This window comes from Bdellovibrionota bacterium, assembly GCA_035292885.1.
In the GTDB taxonomy this organism is placed as follows: domain Bacteria; phylum Bdellovibrionota_G; class JALEGL01; order JALEGL01; family DATDPG01; genus DATDPG01.
The window spans coordinates 1-16,618 of record DATDPG010000008.1; the positions used below are offsets into that span (position 1 = coordinate 1).

The window sequence follows — 16,618 nt, forward strand, 5'->3', positions numbered from 1 at the left end:
GACTTATCCACACCCCATGCGGGGTGGCCGACATGGCCCGGAATGGGTGGCCGGCATCCTCCGGAATGCCCGGCCGACATCCTCCGGAATCACTGGCCGGCTTGGCCCGGAATCACCGGCCGATTTGCTCCGGAATACGCATCAAAGGCACAGCGCATCGAATCGTCGAAATTTTCAGACGAGCCGGGCGAACTGCAAGGGACGTGGTGTTTCCTCCGGCGCGGCCTTCTGCTAATGTACAAGAGGAGTTCGTATGCATGAAGGTACTGCATGCCGTTTTGGCCGGGGACTTTAGTCGCGTGAAGGAATTGAACGAAGCGGGAGAGGATCTCGATTTTCAGGAAAAGGTCTCTCCCGAGCTTAACAAAAAACTGGCGTCTTACCGTCGTTTAGTCGGGCTCAGAGAAGAAGACGTTCGGATCATGATCGGAAAAGAGACGACGCTTGGACGAACTCCTCTAGCGGCTGCGGTCGCAGCAGGCAATTACGAGATCACCGAATACTTACTCGAAAACGGAGCCAAGCGGCAGGTATTCGATTTCATGGGTCGTACCCCACTTCAAACCGCCATCGCCAACGAGAAACCTGACCTGATCAGGCTCCTCATCGAAGGCCGGGGAAAGAAGCCAAAGAAACTCAAGATGGATAAAACTACGATTTTCGTACAATACGACATCTCCGATCCCGTGATCGAAGCGATGTTGACCGCGGACTTTTCGCAGTCGACTCTCGACGCATTTCTGGTAGCCATGATCAAGCGTGGAGATGTCTCCCTTGTGAAGCGTCTCTTGGATAGGGGAGCCGGCCCGAACGCGAAGAATAGTATTGGAATCACGGCCCTCCAATTGCTTCTGGCGTCGGACATGATTACCGAGTACGGCAAGAAACCGCTGGATCCCAAGGCCAAGGGCGAGATTGTAGAACTACTTCTCAAGCAGGGAGCCGACCCGAACCTGCGCGCACGTGCTGGAGGGTGGACCCCCTCATAAGCGCGGTAGCTGGTTCCGACGCCGAGATCGTCGCCCTCCTTCTCAAGGCTGGAGCGGATGTTAACGCAACCGACGAAGACGGTTTTTCACCCTTGGCTGCGGCGATACGGAGGTCGGACCCGAAAAAAATGGCCCTCCTCTTAAATGCAGGCGCAAAAACTGATTGGAAATTTAAAGGTATGACACCACTCGGCTTGGCTGAGGATTCTCAAGCATCCCAGGAAGTTATCGAGCTGCTGAAACGATAAAAAAACACCTCCACGCAGAATGTGCGTTTTATGAAGTAACTTTTTTTACCATGAGCAATAAAAGGTCATTCTTCTCTAAAGACAAGCTACTGATATTGACTGATTTTAGCTTCATCCACAAATAGGCATAAACGTTGCTTGTTGGAACTGCACGATGTCCTTTCGTCAAATTCCTGTAGCATTTTCTGCGGCTGTTTTACTTGCGCTTTTCGTTTCTGCTTGTGAAACCGACCTCAAGCTGAATAGTTCTTCCGACATGTCAATCCAACCATTGAATACGGATGACGGCCTCGAATTCGGTTTGCGAATAAGAAAATGTGAAGACTGTTCGGGTGGCCCCTCACCAGCCCCGACGCCAACACCTGTTCAGCTTCAAACTGCTTTGGGGGATCCGATATCGGGGCTAAGTGCAACCGCTCTGGATCGTTTCCTTAAAGGAAAAGAGAGGTTTGAACATTCGTTCACGGCAGCCGAAGGGTTCGGCCCAACATTCAACGACAGTTTATTTGGCATCCCAAATTCATGTGCGGGTTGCCATGCATCACCTGTCACGGGTGGCGCTCAAGGGAGCTTGAATGAATCCGTTAGAAGGTTTGGTGTCCTAACCGACCGTGTATTTGATGAATTTGGCGAGATCTCAAATGGCATTTTCGACGCGCTCGACGGCAGTTCAGCGCTTCCAGATCGAGGAGGATCGCTCCTTCAAAACAGCAGCATCCCCGGTTCATGTCCTGACGGACCTGTTCCAGATGAGTTTCCGGATCTTGTAGAAGCTACGCGGTTCACGACGCCGGTATTTGGGATGGGGTTGGTCGAAGCCATTCCCGATAGTGCGATTGAGCAAATCGCCTTGAATCAAGCGAATGATCTAAGTCCGTTAGCCGTCAGTGGAAAAGTCAGCAGGGTTTGTCCGCTTGAAATTGGCGATGTCAATCCAACTGCGGATTGTGTTTCGGATGCGAGCCTGCTCAGGGTAGGCCGTTTCGGCTGGAAGGCGCAAGCGGCGACCGTACTATCATTTTCGGCCGACGCTGCGCTTAACGAAATGGGAATCACGAATCGACTCCTTCGAGAGGAAAGTCGGCCAGGTGGCGTTGTCTTGCCTACGTGCGCACAAAATCCGGCTCACCCCTGTTGCGACCCGGTTGCGGATGATCCCTATGAAGATCTGCCTTCGCTCGATCCGCATGGAGAGAATATTGCGTTTATCGAACGCATCTCCGACTTCCAGAAGTATCTCGCCCCGCCTCCTCAAATGCCGAAGTCGGGTCTACGCGGCGAACAAGTATTTACGAACATCGGATGTGCCAAATGTCATGTGACTTCAAGTTTCACGACGGTTTCGGCGGATCTGGCCTTACATGGGAAATCGATTAAGCCGTACTCGGATTTTCTCCTCCATCATATGGGTGGAGGAGGTGACCTCATTGTTCAAGGAGATGCCGGTATCCGCGAAATGCGAACGGCTCCCCTTTGGGGATTGGGTGACCGATCCTTCGCCGGTCACGACGGCCATGGCAATCCTGCAACTCGGTATTGCAGAGAGCAATCGGATCCGTTTACGGAACCGCGATTTTGCAGATCGTTTTTGGAACAGACGCACCAAGGGGAGGCACGAGCTTCGGTGAATGCATACAAGGCTCTCTCCACCGCAAATGCGGATGACTTGGCTGCTTTCTTATTTTCGTTGGGACAACGAGAATTTGATATGGCTCGAACCTTTGACGCATCTAACCCGCCGCAAATTAACCTCGAAGATTTTAATGGTCTTAGATACGGTAACGTAATAACCGCGTACACATTCTACTCCTGCTTCCAGGGCTTTGGCATATGTGATCCGCTTTTTCCGTCCTATCAACCTGACGCTTCTTGTTCACAAGGAGTTGTCTTCTATGACGTGAATCATCCGTGTTCTGTGTCGGATGTTAATCGCGACCTCCACGTCAATCTCGCTGACTTCGATTACTTCCTTCAGGTTTACGTTGGACCGGAGAAGGGGCAGGACTGCAATTGGAATGGTAACGATGACCTCAAAGATATTTTGGTTGGCACGGAAACTGATCTCAACACCGACGGCATTCCAGATTCTTGTATATAAGATCTTCTAGCGGAATGTATAAATTGGGACACACGATGCACCCCGTTCTTCGAAGGTCAATGGTTTTGTGGCGTTGGAGAGAACTTGAAAAGTACACAACAATAGTGTACTCTCTTCTATGAACCCCTGGCGAGTCAGCGATGGTGGGTGAGGAAGCCCTATGACCGACTCCCTCGGCATATTCAGCTTCACTATCAGGCGTTTAAGAAGCGGGTGGAGACGTCGGGGATTCAGGTGTTGCGTTTATATAAGGGGTATCACTACGAGGCGCTGGTCGGCGACCGAAAGGGGCAAAAATCGGTTCGGCTCAGCCGGGGATATCGGGTGATTTTTCGGGAATGGGAAAAGGAAAGGATTTTGGAGGTGGTCGATGTCACCAAGCATGGCTATTAAAGAGGCGCGGCGGGCGCTCCGCACACTGGAAAAAGAGCTTCCAAACAAGGAGCCATCGGAGGTCAAACGAATTCTGACCGTAGTTAAAGGACTTCAGGAGGATGCAACGATTCCGACGACCGATGTGACACCGCAGTTCATGTTGAAGGACTCGTTGCGGTTGTATCCTATGAGTCAAACTGAGTTGGCCGAAAAACTCGGGATTTCAAAGACGGTCGTGTCGGATCTCGTGAATGGCCGGAGATCAATTACAGTGAAATGGGCGAAGCGGCTCGGGAAAGTTCTGCGGCTCAACTATAAGGCGCTTCTGTAAGACCATTAAGTCGGCAAAATCAGGAATGATATTCTGCGGAAAGACGCAACCTTTTGTTAGTCGCCAGAAACTTCTTCGCCTTCAAGGACAATGCCCATTCAAGCGAGTCAGAATATTTGAGTTAGCGCAGGATGGTCATGTTATCGAAATAAAAAAAGAATAAGTAATTTCATGAGGAAAATGACGATGATGCTCCGAACCCGTTTTAGTTCATCGATAATGCTGGCCGTGTTGTTCTGTGCATTTCCTGTTGACGCAAAAATTGGAGACCCGAAGCCACTGAAAATCGGTCACATGCTGTACAGAACGCATTCAAACTACGTAGAGGCTATTGACACCCGTTCCAGCAAGGTGATCTGGAAAACGATTGTGTACCCGACCATCGAGCCGAAAAACTTAGATAGAAATCTGGAGAAAGACGCACAATTGAACATTATTACGTCGATCAAAGAGGCGGGGGAATATCTGCTTGTTCAGAACAAGAAGGGTGAACAATTCTACCTTGACCCCCGTACTGGAAAGCTTATCAACCAGCCGTCTTTAGAAACTCCTGACCCCGGGCCCGAGTTTGTGAGTTGCGGCCCTGGAATGAAAATTCCGACATGTGAACCGACCGGACCGAAAACGCCTTGTAATTCAGATGAAGAATGCTGGTGTAAGGCGTTCAACGGCTCTAAATTCATCAAAGGAAAAGTTGATCGTTGGAGAGTCTGTTGCACGAAGGAAAAATTGAAATCTGAGAATTCGGGGAATTGTCCCGTCGTTGATCACTGTCAAGCATGTCTGTACGACTGATTTGGTTGCGCAATCAGAAATGGAACGGATCTCGATTAAACATAATTCGCCGGATTAACTCGAATGGCGTGGAAAAATTGTTCCCAGAGCTCCTTGTGCGTTTGAAACAGCTCGGAATCTTCTTCCAAGATCGGCCGAAAAACCCAACCTCGCATTCGATGCTCCCGATACACTTCATGGACTTTTCGACTCACAACCCATAGTGGGCTCCAAGCTCCTCCCCAGAGTTCTATTGTCCTGAAGAAGCCAGAGCTCCCAACCTGAGGTAGGGTTTTGTAACAGACACACCCGTACAAACGTTCTCTACGATCCTCTGATTCGACTTTCTGAGATACCGATTCGACCTGTTCTGAAGTGAGTCCAACGCGCCTCATAGTTTCTCCCATCCGTGCTGCGAAAGGAGTCGGTTTCGGAGGATGAACAACGATTTGCGCTTTCGGCATGAAACGATTCGTATACAGCAGTCTCAGATGAGCAAAAGGCTTCTTTGCCTTCCTATCCACGACTTCCTTCCATTCATACCCTTGTAAGTCGGACTTATCGAAAATGTCCGCCACTTCCCGCGGGAAAATATATTCCCCAAGCCACTCTTTCGCGCCCGCAATCGTGTCGCCGCGCAGCTTCCGGGCTTTTACCCATAAGCGATCGAATAGCTTGACTCGGTGGCCGGGTGTCGGCTCTACCGGCGACAACGATTCATAGTATTTCGTTGTTTGCTTGTAGTCCGCGTCGGATTCTTTAAAAACAGGACCTCGGCAAACGGGCCGGAAATAATCGCACCGATCCAGTTCCGATTCCGTAAATTCCATCCGCGGATTAAACCAAGTCCCCTCTTTTGCCGACGTTGATATCTCCAAGTATTCCTTAAATCGTTCGTCTGACGCCTCGAGATTAAAGATTACTATACGGTCGCTTTCCATGAGATCAGCGAAACGCATTCGAATCTTTTTCGACAGGGAGAGAGGCGGGCTTATGCGAACGATGATCTTCATAATATTTTAGACCGTCACTTCCACCACCACCAAACGGCATGCCCAAAGAGTGCGCCAAAGTTAATCACCATAAAAACGACTATACCCCAGAAGATCGCGATCCCTGCGATCGCCGACGCGCTGCGATTATATTTGTCCATAAAAGTCGCCGCGCTGCCGATCCAGGATAAAAGATATGCCGCTACTACGATCTTGATCTGGTCCTGAAGCACCGGGAAAAAGGCGCCTACGCCAAAAGCCGGAAGGCAGGCCAGGATCGTCTTCCGCCAGTCATGCTGCTGAATCATCAGCGGTGCGCCGCCTTCGGTCGCTTGAACAGTTTTCATCACGCGGCCACAATTACACCGAAGGGTGTGCTCGACTCCTTTCGCTCCGGAGTTCTCCACCCAACCGACCTCCCACCTTATCCGACATGCGGTACAGCGAATTTTTTCAATACGGGGCTTGCCATCGGACTCTTCGGGCACAGCGGAACCAACTTCGACTTCCTCGAGTGTCGCGTCCAAATCCCCAATCTTGTGCGATCGTAACCAGTCCTCGACCTCATCGAAATTCGTCATGATGGATGCAATGGTGACTACTTTTCCTTTGTCCCCCTTTGAAAAGATTTTAATTCCAAGACCGACGTGGCGGTAATTTGCGATTTGCGTTAGATCGATCTGTTTCTTTCGAAAGATATTTGTCTGTACGATTGTCTTCCCGGAAATAAATACCTTTTCGGTGAGGGAATATAAAATCGCGACGACCAAAAGCATTCCCATAAGTGGAGAGAAAAAGTAAATGGGGAGCTCGATGGCCTCCTTCATCTTGATGATGCCGATCATTCCAAGCGCGGGGATTAGAGTGCAAACAATGAAAACCAGTACACAGAAGGAAGCGAACGCGAATCGCTGGCGAAACACTCCCGAACTGTCAGGTTCCATCGCGATACCTTGAGCGGTGAATGAACCGGAAGCTGCCGAGCCCTGAACTACGTGAGGATGGTCGAATGAGGGATAACCACTTTTGGTGATATTCGAAATTGCGGTCGCGGACGAACTGCTCCCACACAAATGACGGCCGTTTGCCCATTCGTTTTCTCTCTCCCTGCACGTCCACTGTACCATAGCCCTTCGCGCACCCTGACACCGGATAGAGCTAGCTAACCAGCGAAGCGCGAGGCTCGGCTCCTTCCGCCCCCGCAAAAAATAACCCGAGCCGAGCGCATGATTCCGAAGGAATCAGCCAAAAAAGGGAGGGCCAATGATCATTTGCCCGCACAAAGCTCGGGCCACCCAACCGACATGCCTGAGGTTCAGCGAGACCGGGCCGATGCGCCGTCGAGCAACGCGTTTCGTTTTGGCACCGAATACCGATGCGGCAAGGCGAACTGCAAGGGCCGTGACGGTTCCTCCGGCGCGGCCCTTGCGACATCAAAATCCATCCGGATTTTCATTGAAAAATGTTCGAACTTTGGCTAGTTCTTACCACCAAAGGCACTTTCCTCAGAAAGGAGTAGCGAAATGAAAAAGATATTTTGTGCCGTTGTTATTGCGCTCACAGGTGGATGCGCACATATGAACCCGACGAATATTCCTCATTTCGATGCATGGTCTCCTGATGGCACGGTCGACAGAAAACCCATTAAGGCGGATGAATTCGCGGAAGGTTTTAACAAACATGGTGGGGCTATTTTTGTGTTCAAGGAAGGAGACATCATTGATCTCAACGTAAAGTTGAATGGAGACATTTTGGAATCCATTGATGGACATCGAGTTAAGGCAAAGAGGAAGCTGTACTGGTACGGGGGAAAAGGTGGCTCGATGGTCAGCCTCGATGGTAAGAATTTCTATCCAATCCGAAAATTGTTCCCTACCGGATCCTTTAGTGTCTTCCTGGACGATCAGAACAGGACAAATAAGTTAGACATTGAGGCAGTGACTCGACTCCCTTCTCAGTAGCTGAAATTTGATTTTCAGACGCTCGACTCCCATCTCTGTGACTGAGTATGGTCTGAAGTTCCCGTAAGATCGGGCACCTTCAGCCCCCGCTAAAACAAACCCCGAGCAAGTGCCAATGACGGGAACCGCGCCCCGCGGGCCGAAGGCCGGTGCAACCGTAGTAATAGGCGCTGCCTGGCAAGAGATTGCTCGTCAATGGCAGAGCGTACGATCTGGCGATGAATTTCAAAAGGGCTGGGCGAACTGCAAGGGACGTGGCGATTCCTCCGACACGGCCCTTGCCGATCAAATTTTCTTGGCCTCTTGCTGAAAATGCGTTCAACTCTCATTCGCTATGGATCTCCTCTTTGACCCCTAGAATTTGGTATCATCAAAGTCCGACCCGGGACTCATGAAACTATTGAACTTTTATTCTCATTGGTTGAGACGGGAATCGAAGAATCCGCCGCAGGTTTCGGACTCAGGTTCACGGAACGAACATGTCGACGCGCTCATTGGAATCGGGACCGCCCTTATGGCCGAACGGAATCTCGATTCTCTTCTGGTCCGTATCTTGGAAAAAAGTTGTCAGATTCTGATCGCCGACGCCGGTTCGCTCTTTCTGGCCGAAGGCCCGTCCCGGGAAAATCCGACGCACCTTCGCTTTAAATTGGCTCGAAACGATTCGATTCCGATATCCCTCAAGGAATTTCTCCTGCCGATCAATCCGGAAAGCATCGTGGGGTATGTGGCGCAGACGCGCCAAGCGATCCGAATCAGCGACGTCTATCGGATCCCCAAATCGCTCCCCTTCCGCTTCAATCCCGATATCGATCGGTCGACCGGATATCGCTCGATGTCCGTTCTCGCCGTGCCGATGACCGATCATCAGGATGAGCTGATCGGCGTGGTTCAGCTCTGGAATAAGAAAAAGAACGCCGCCGTACAACTGAGGCCGAACAATGTCTTGCAACAGGTGATTCCGTTTACGGAGTCTTGTCACAGCCTTTTGGCTTCGCTTTCCGCGCAAGCCGCTGTAGCCATCGAAAACGCGCGCCTCCATCAGGACATCACCCGCCTTTTCGAAGGATTTATTCACGCGTCCGTGACGGCGATCGAGGCCCGAGACCCCACAACTTCCGGCCACTCCGAGCGGGTCGCCACGTTGACGACGACGTTGGCGGAAGAAGTCGACCGGCTTCAAACGGGTCCATATAGCGACATCCGATTTTCCGATCAGGATCTGCGCGAGCTTAAATACGCCGCCCTTCTGCATGATTTTGGGAAAATCGGCGTCCGAGAGTCGGTACTGATCAAAGCGAAAAAGCTGTTTCCACCCGAGCTGGAGGGACTGCGCGACCGGCTTCATCTTCTTCACCGCACGATCGAATTTGAGGTCGAACGGCAAATAGTTCATCACCTGATCACGGGCGGCCAGGTTGGAGACCCCACGTGGATCGCTTACGAAGCCGATTTGAAACGGCGTTTAGCGGATCTCCAGAAAGCCTATGATCTTGTGGTTTCGAGTAACGAACCGACGGTCTTGCCGGAAAGTGTGTCCGGCGAGCTTGCCCGGCTCGCCGCCGTCATCGTCGCCCGCCCCGACGGAACGACCGATCCTCTGGTCAGTGCCGAACAGATCATGAGGCTTTCGATCCCCAAAGGATCTCTGTCCGCCGAAGAGCGCCTGGAAATCGAGTCGCACGTCACACACACCTACCGCTTTCTCAACCAAATCCCATGGACGAAGGAATTTCGCCGCATTCCGGATATCGCCTATGCCCACCACGAAAAATTAAACGGTACGGGCTATCCGCGCCGGATCCGGACGGCGGATATCCCCTTTCCGTCGAAGATCATGACCGTGGCGGACATCTTTGATGCGCTCGCCGCGCGGGATCGTCCTTACAAGAAGGCGGTGCCGGTCCAGAAGGCGCTCGACATTCTTCAAATGGAAGTCAAAGAAGGAAAACTCGACGAAGATCTGGTCCGTCTATTTGTTGATCGCAAAGTGTATGCAAAAACGGCGACCGTCTGACGTGTCCGAAACTTCGGCAAAAAAAAGACAAGCGAGGTATCTGTCGAAGAGGTTGAGCTTTTCGAGGGTTAGGCTTTAAAAAAGCTCGCCGAACTCCGTTGCCGGAACTCAGCGCAACGCTTGCGTGGTTTTCATGTGCTTTAGAGTCTTATCAACCGGAAACCTAAAAAGCCTATGGCTTACTTTCTCCCTTTTCGTCCTCGGGTTGCCCCGGACCTTAAGGTATTCGGTTTCCCGTCGCCCTGTGCCCAATGCAAATTAGACACAGATTCTCCTCTTCTGCACTTTGACGCCACCGTAGCGTCGTCTCTTTTTTCCTGCCGCTTTCGTACCGGCGTCCCACGTCGACCGTGATCCGCTTTTCGAAAGCACCTCGCTTAAGCTTCATCACCCTACAGCATTTGCGGATCGAGGAACCCTTTTCTGCGCTGAACCTTTCGATTCTGCGTCCGAGCGGTTTTGCCCTGCTCGCCCGGAAGTCCCACCCACAGGGTTTGGCTACCCTCTCGATGGAATCAGCTCCTCGAACCTTGGAAGCATCTTTCAACTTCCAACGCTCATGGGCTTTACCCTTCAGAGCTTTCAACTCCTCTCCAGTGATCGGGTCATCGTTTCCGACGACACACTCCGCTCCCGCGCTTCCTTGCATAACCTCCGCGGCCTTGCATCGGCGCCTCAGCGGCTTATTCCCACCGGAAAAGCTGTACCCCTTAATTGCCACCCAGAGGGTTAGTCCGGGTCGGGGCCACTTGCTCTCTTGGGCCTTTAGACTTCCCAGGTTTTCTCCCCTCTTCGTCGGCTCAGAAAGACTCTCCCTCTCTGTGCTTCCCTCGCGTCCTTACCCGCTACGAACCTCGCGGCTCACAGTTTCACGGACCTCAGGGTTTTGCGTCCGAAGAGGATCAGCATTTCCCCCGAAGGGGCACTTACCTGCGTAGCCTCTTTGACCGACTGCGTTCGCCCTCTCTTCGAGAAAGTAACCCACCGCGGGTTATTTTTTCACCTCGGAAACCCGAAACGCCTTGCGACATCCCAGGTGCTCCTTTTGGCGGCCGATCCTCTCTCTCCTAACGGGAGACGGTGAACCGTTACCGGTCCCTCTTACAGCGATCTCTCGCCTGTCTTGGAAGCCTTCTATGAGAGATCAAGTCCGTCTCCAAGAAGTTTTGTCCGCTTTATTTCTGCCCGGCTCCCAAATGCGTCTTTCTTTAGTTTTCCATGACTTAGAGCAGCGGTTCCGTAGGCCGGTTCTTGGCCCAAAGATCCTCCGAATGCATGGCTCTGCTCCGGCTTGCGATATGTCGGAATCTCCAGCGCGCGGCAATTCGAAACCCTTTATCGATAAGGCCCTTGCTATGCCCTGAATTCGCATCCCACACCACCTGGAATCGGCTGCGTGTTCTCGCTCAAGCCCTGATCCACACGGGATTTGCGACATTACGTCCGGGAAACGATTGATTTAAGCGGGAAAAGATTCGGGCCGGCTTTCGGCTTGTTCGATAAACGAACGAAGAATCTTTTTCATCTCCGCCGTCACACGGAGAAAACGCACGCCGCAGCCGCGTCCCTCGTGGCGCCAGGTCACGTCGCCCCGGATACGAACCAGATTTTCGGTGTTCGGCAATGAGATCTCCAGATCGAGGACCATACCGACAAAGGGCGGCTTCTCGACTTTCAAGAAAAGCCCCCCCTCCGAAATGTCTTCCGTAAACCACACCTCTTCCCGCCCACCGTCCTTGAATTTCACGCGCGCGGCCACCGGCACTCGAAGGGATTTACGACGCTCTGGCGTATGTTCTTTCATTCCCCAATCTTTCTGCCGCCTAAACTAGGCGACGCTCCTCGACCCTCAACCCGGTTTGATTTCGGGGACGGACAATCCCTCGAATATCGGGGCAGGCCTTTTTTTTGTGGCCTGTCCCAATTTCTGAGCCAGTTGTTCGTACTCCTTCTTTACAAAGCCGACCGTCGTTTGTTCAACGGTCCCATCGTTTTGAATCAGAAAAACCGTTGGAACATGCGTCAGGTCGTATTGCGACGAAACCTTGTACGGCGCCGGGTCCAAAGCCACCGGCATCGTGAGCTTGTACTCACTGGAAAAGTCCTTGGCCTCCTTCACGTCTTCTTGCGCAACGGCCAAGAAGCGCACGTTCGGGTCGCCCTTATGATATTGATAGAGGCTGTCCAAATAAGGCAACGCGAACTGGCACGTCGGACAAGTAGCTTTATAAAAACTTACGACGGCGACTTCGCCAGTTTTCAGATTCGACACAGAGTGAGACTTCCCGTCCAGGCCCGGCAACGTGAAATCGGGAGCTTTCTTGCCTGACGGAATGGCGCCCATACCTAAATGTCGACGTAGACGTCGTCTCCTTCAACCTTCGTCTTGAACGTTGGAATTTGGATGGACGGATTGACGAGGCACTTCCCCGTCGTAACGTCATACTGCCAGTTGTGCCATGGGCAACTCACGACCGTACCTTTCAGCGAACCCTCGGCGAGCGGGCCTCCCTGATGAGCGCAGGTATTCGAGCAGGCATAGACCTTCCCGCCGATATGAAAGAGCGCAATGTCTTTTCCGCCCATCGTCACGAACGATCCGCTTTCGGCACTGAGTTCCTTGAGTTTCGCGCATTTGGTCAAAGCCATTCTCTGCCTACCTCGTTTGAGCGAAAATTTACCCCAGTGTTGCACGCGGGTTTCGAGGGAAAACGCGAAAGAGCGTGCCAGATGCGGCCAAGCACGGCGACCGGCAACCGGAGCGTAGCTCACACTACGTGAGGATTGGCGGGCGCGAGCACGGCCGCAGATGGTACGCTATCTCGCGAGCGATTAGCGGTTTTCACCGAAAGCCGTATGCAATACTGGGGTTTATATCAGGCTGCCGTGCGAGCGGCCAAGTTTTTTGCCCGAAGGGCCTTAACTGTGCGGCACACGATTTCCACCGCTCGGTCAATTTCGCCCTCGATGGTAAACCGACCGACGCTAAATCGGAGAGATGCCGCCGCCAGTTCGTCATTCACGCCGATGGCCTTGAGGACGTGCGAAGGTTCCACCGAGGTACTCGTGCAAGCGGCCCCGGCCGAAACCGCCACATCGACCAAACTCTCCAAGAGCACGCGCCCGTCGATTCCGCCAAAACTCAGATGAAGGTTGTTGGGCGCTCGTTCCGTGGGGTGGCCGTTCAGTGTAACGCCATCTAGATTAGCGAAGATCCCATCCTTCAAACGATCTCGCAGCGCTCGGAGACGGGTTACTTCGCCTTCGAATTCTTTTTTGGTGAGGGCGCAGGCTTCGCCGAAGCCGACGATCCCCGAAACATTGATCGTCCCCGATCGAAGTCCTTTTTCCTGCCCCGCACCCAGCATCATGGAGGGAATCCGGATTCGGGGGGATTTTTGGCGAAGGAAGAGCGCACCGGCTCCTTTGGGTCCGTACATTTTGTGAGCCGAGAGCGAGAGGAGATCGATCGCCGTGCTTTTCAGACCCACCGGTACCTTTCCGGCCGCCTGAACGGCGTCGCAGTGAAAGATAACCCGTTTTTCCTGAGCGATCTTCCCGATCTCAGCGATCGGATGTAGCGTGCCGATTTCGTTGTTGACGAACATGAGGGAGATGAGAATCGTCTGATCGGTGATCGCCCTCCGAACTTCTTCGGGATCCACGCGCCCGTGACGATCCACCTTCACAAATGTGACGTCGAAACCATCGCGTTGGAGAGCCTTGCAGGGATCCAGTACCGAACGATGCTCCGTCGGCGACGTGACAATATGGTTTCCGCGATCCCGGTAAGCCCGCGCGATGCCGAAAATAGCCATGTTGTTGGATTCCGTCGCGCCGCTGGTGAAAATGATTTCTCGCGGCGACGCACCGATCAACGAAGCTACCTGTTCTCGAGCCTCTTCCACCGCTTTGGAGGCTTCTTGTCCATAAATGTGGCCGCTGGATGCGTTGCCGAAACGCTCCGAAAAATAGGGCGACATTTTGTCGACAACCCTGGGATCACACGGTGTGGTCGCGTGATAATCCAGGTAGATCGGTTTCATCCAAGAATCTCTAAAATGCTTTCGATTTCTTTGCGGATCTCGAGAAGCGCTTCTTTGTTTCGTTTCGCTTCGACATCGACGACGGGAAGAGTGAGAGAGAGCTGGCCGCTCCCGGAACTCTTGCGGTTTTCCCGAAGCCTTCGCTTCGCGCCGGCGATGGTAAACTTCTCTTCGTAAAGCAAGCTCTTGATCCGTTCGATCTGATCGATGTCTTTTCGCTGATAAAGCCGTTGGTTGTTCTTCGACTTGGTCAGCTTCAGATTGAACTCGCCTTCCCAATACCGAAGGACGTATGGTTCGAGCGCCATCATCTCCGCCACTTCGCCGATTTTATAGAACAACTTATTTGGATATTGCTTTTTCACTGTAGTTTTAATGAGTTATAGAATTAACTGAAGATGCTACTTCAGGCGGAAACGGCGTGTCAAGAAACGATTTTACGTCCGAAGTTTGGCCCCGAGTTTTGATTCGAGGGTTACGACGATGTTCGTGAGCACAGCATCGACTTCGACTTCCGTGAGCGTCCGCTCCGGGGACGCGAAAACCAAGGAGTAAGCATTGCTTTGCTGGCCCGATGGAACCCCCTTCCCTTCGTACACATCGAAAAGTTCGACGCTTTGGAGAAGTGGATCCCGAACCTTCAAGATCTCCGCTTCGATCGTCTCGGAGGGGATGTCGCTCTTCACGACGATGGCGATATCGCGTCGGACATGGGGATACGCGGACAGAGTTTTGATTCGAACTGTTTTTTGACCCGCCACAAAAAGAGAACCGAGATGGAGATCAACAAAGACCGCCCGACCGCTCTCGTAACTCCGTTCGATTCGTGGATGAAGGAGACCGGCCTCACCGATCTTTTCAGCCCCCCGATAAATGACGGAAGCTCGCCCCGGATGAAGATACGAGGGGACTTCCTCTTGCTTCCACGCGAATGCCCCCCACCCCATTTCAGCCGATAAAACCTCCACGATTCCTTTGGCATCATAGAAATCAGGCGTGCGGCTTTTCCCATGCCAGCCTCTGCCAAACGTCTTTCCGGCCATCAAAATCCCCAGATGAAGCTCTTCCCGCGCCGGAGTTCGGGCGGCACCATCCGACTCGCCGAATACGGAGCCGATTTCAAACAATCGGGCCCCCTCCACCTGTCTCGTTCGATTCACGTTCCAGGCCGAAAGCAGCGTTGGCAGGAGCGATTGGCGCATCACCTCTTGGTCCGACGCGATCGGATTGGCTAGACGAATCGCCTTTCCCAAATGCGAATGGCCGAGCTGTTCCTGATCACCGGCTTTTCCGAAGCTGTACCCCCGAATTTCAACGAGACCGGCTCCACGGCAGAGATTGCGAACCGTCGATACGCGATCGAACAGACCGTCGATTTGAGGCTCCTTCATGAGGGGTGGAATTTTCGACGGAATACGATCGTAGCCGTAAAGGCGAGCGACCTCTTCGACAAGGTCGATCTCCCTTTCCAAATCCGATCGGCGGCTCGGGATCTCAACCATCCAGCCGTCCTCCTTTTTTTCCAGCGGCAGCCCGAGACGTGCAAGATACTCGCCGGCGTTCTTGATTCCTTCTCCCAGGATTCGTTGGATGAGCCCTTGTCGCAGATGGATCTTTCGATGGGCGAACGGACGAATTCGGCATTCCATTCCGCCGATCTCCTTGCCACCCGCCGCCTCGGCATACAGATCCACTGCGCGCTGCGAGGCGCTCCACACATTCGCCGGATCCACCCACCGCTCGAACCGGTGGGAAGATTCCGTATGGAGGCCGAGGCGTCGCGCCGTCCGACGGACGCTTTTCGGATCGAAATGGGCGCTTTCCAGCAAAATCGCCTTGGTTTTTTCACTGACCGCCGCCCGCTGGCCGCCCATCACGCCGGCAATCGCTACGGGTCCCTTGCCGTCGGCGATCACGAGATCTTCGGGCATCAGTTGGCGTTCCACGCCGTCCAAACAATCGATCGTCTCACCGTCCTTGGCCCGACGAACCTGTATGGATTCCACCACTTTGTCCCGATCGAATGCGTGCAGCGGTTGGCCCCACTCGATCATCACGTAGTTCGTCACGTCGACGAGGTTATTGATCGATCGCACGCCGGCAGCTTCCAAACGCTGCTTCATCCAGGAGGGAGTCGGTTTCGCTGCGAGCGAATCGATCTGACGGAGTGCATATCGAGGCGAACCGGCGGTATCGTGAACCACGGCCCTAAACGCGCCTTCGGTCGGACCTTCGGCCTCGCCCGTGGGAACCTTTGCCGCAACGCCGAACGCGGCGGTAATTTCACGCACGAGACCGATGACGCTCAAACAATCTCCACGGTTCGGCGTGATTTCAAACTCCAGAAGCCAATCGTTTCGGCCCAAGGCATCGGCCAGTTTGTCACCGAGTTTCGTTTCGGCCAGCAGAATTAGAATTCCTTCCGACGTCTCGGAAAATCCCAATTCACTTTCCGAGCAGAGCATTCCTTCCGACGGTTCGCCGCGAATCTTCGATTTTTTGATCGACATGCCGTTCGGAAGCGTGGCCCCAGGGAGCGCCAGGGCCACATGGTCCCCCTCTTTCATGTTGTGCGCGCCGCACACGATGTTGAATTTCTCGATTCCGCTTGTGACCTCACAGAGCGTCAGCCGGTCGGCGTTTGGATGCGGGCGAGTTTTTTCAATCTTGGCGACCACCACTTTCTCCATTCCGGCCGCCATGTTTTTGACGGACGAAACTTCGAGCCCCGTGAACGTCAGTTTCTCGGCAATTTCGTCCGCCGTGGGTTGAATCGGGAGAAACGAA

General features: G+C 53.1%; 16 protein-coding genes. 8 read left to right on the forward strand and 8 right to left on the reverse strand.

What is annotated here, in order from left to right:
• From VI895_00270 to VI895_00295, 6 genes are all read left to right on the forward strand, one after another.
• Window positions 1–261 (forward strand): hypothetical protein (locus VI895_00270; protein ID HLG18232.1); only part of this gene is annotated, 261 nt, incomplete at its 5' end.
• Window positions 258–989 (forward strand): ankyrin repeat domain-containing protein, encoded by a 732-nt coding sequence (locus tag VI895_00275; protein ID HLG18233.1) that lies wholly within the window; start codon window positions 258–260, stop codon window positions 987–989. The genes VI895_00270 and VI895_00275, both read left to right, overlap by 4 nt.
• A gap of 402 nt (window positions 990–1,391) precedes the next feature.
• Window positions 1,392–3,335, forward strand: coding sequence for a di-heme oxidoredictase family protein (locus VI895_00280; GenBank protein ID HLG18234.1), 1,944 nt, complete (start codon window positions 1,392–1,394; stop codon window positions 3,333–3,335).
• A 147-nt stretch (window positions 3,336–3,482) separates the two neighbouring features.
• Window positions 3,483–3,728 carry a hypothetical protein gene (locus tag VI895_00285; protein HLG18235.1) on the forward strand — a complete coding sequence of 82 codons (246 nt, stop codon included), beginning with the start codon at window positions 3,483–3,485 and terminating at the stop codon, window positions 3,726–3,728.
• Window positions 3,706–4,041 carry a helix-turn-helix domain-containing protein gene (locus VI895_00290; protein ID HLG18236.1) on the forward strand — a complete coding sequence of 112 codons (336 nt, stop codon included), beginning with the start codon at window positions 3,706–3,708 and terminating at the stop codon, window positions 4,039–4,041. The genes VI895_00285 and VI895_00290 overlap by 23 nt, the downstream gene beginning before the upstream one ends.
• Before the next feature lie 180 nt (window positions 4,042–4,221).
• Window positions 4,222–4,836, forward strand: a complete 615-nt coding sequence (locus VI895_00295; protein ID HLG18237.1) for a hypothetical protein — start codon at window positions 4,222–4,224, stop codon at window positions 4,834–4,836.
• A gap of 35 nt (window positions 4,837–4,871) precedes the next feature.
• Here the strand turns inward: VI895_00295 and VI895_00300 are convergent, their stop codons facing one another.
• Window positions 4,872–5,030: a hypothetical protein gene (locus VI895_00300; GenBank protein ID HLG18238.1), complete on the reverse strand. Its 159-nt coding sequence runs from the start codon at window positions 5,028–5,030 to the stop codon at window positions 4,872–4,874.
• Between the two features lie 812 nt (window positions 5,031–5,842).
• Entirely contained in the window at window positions 5,843–6,751 is a 909-nt protein-coding gene (locus VI895_00305; GenBank protein ID HLG18239.1) for a hypothetical protein, read from the reverse strand.
• A 579-nt stretch (window positions 6,752–7,330) separates the two neighbouring features.
• On the opposite strand from VI895_00305, the gene VI895_00310 reads away from it, so the two are divergent.
• Window positions 7,331–7,768 carry a hypothetical protein gene (locus VI895_00310; protein HLG18240.1) on the forward strand — a complete coding sequence of 146 codons (438 nt, stop codon included), beginning with the start codon at window positions 7,331–7,333 and terminating at the stop codon, window positions 7,766–7,768.
• A 391-nt stretch (window positions 7,769–8,159) separates the two neighbouring features.
• Complete coding sequence (locus VI895_00315) at window positions 8,160–9,785, forward strand: HD domain-containing phosphohydrolase (protein ID HLG18241.1); 1,626 nt, start codon at window positions 8,160–8,162, stop codon at window positions 9,783–9,785.
• A 1,459-nt stretch (window positions 9,786–11,244) separates the two neighbouring features.
• Here the strand turns inward: VI895_00315 and VI895_00320 are convergent.
• The 6 genes from VI895_00320 to pheT all read right to left on the reverse strand — a co-directional run.
• Window positions 11,245–11,589, reverse strand: a complete 345-nt coding sequence (locus tag VI895_00320) for a PilZ domain-containing protein (protein ID HLG18242.1) — start codon at window positions 11,587–11,589, stop codon at window positions 11,245–11,247.
• Window positions 11,590–11,634: 45 nt separating this feature from the next.
• Entirely contained in the window at window positions 11,635–12,129 is a 495-nt protein-coding gene (locus VI895_00325) for a TlpA disulfide reductase family protein (GenBank protein ID HLG18243.1), read from the reverse strand.
• A 2-nt stretch (window positions 12,130–12,131) separates the two neighbouring features.
• Window positions 12,132–12,434 (reverse strand): nitrite reductase small subunit NirD, encoded by a 303-nt coding sequence (gene nirD, locus VI895_00330; GenBank protein ID HLG18244.1) that lies wholly within the window; start codon window positions 12,432–12,434, stop codon window positions 12,132–12,134.
• 227 nt (window positions 12,435–12,661) lie between these two features.
• Complete coding sequence (locus tag VI895_00335) at window positions 12,662–13,831, reverse strand: cysteine desulfurase family protein (GenBank protein HLG18245.1); 1,170 nt, start codon at window positions 13,829–13,831, stop codon at window positions 12,662–12,664.
• On the reverse strand, window positions 13,828–14,196 hold the full coding sequence (locus VI895_00340; protein HLG18246.1) for a MerR family transcriptional regulator: 369 nt from the start codon (window positions 14,194–14,196) through the stop codon (window positions 13,828–13,830). Before VI895_00340 ends, VI895_00335 begins: the two co-directional genes overlap by 4 nt.
• Window positions 14,197–14,268: 72 nt before the next feature.
• Window positions 14,269–16,618 (reverse strand): phenylalanine--tRNA ligase subunit beta (pheT, locus tag VI895_00345; GenBank protein ID HLG18247.1); only part of this gene is annotated, 2,350 nt, incomplete at its 5' end.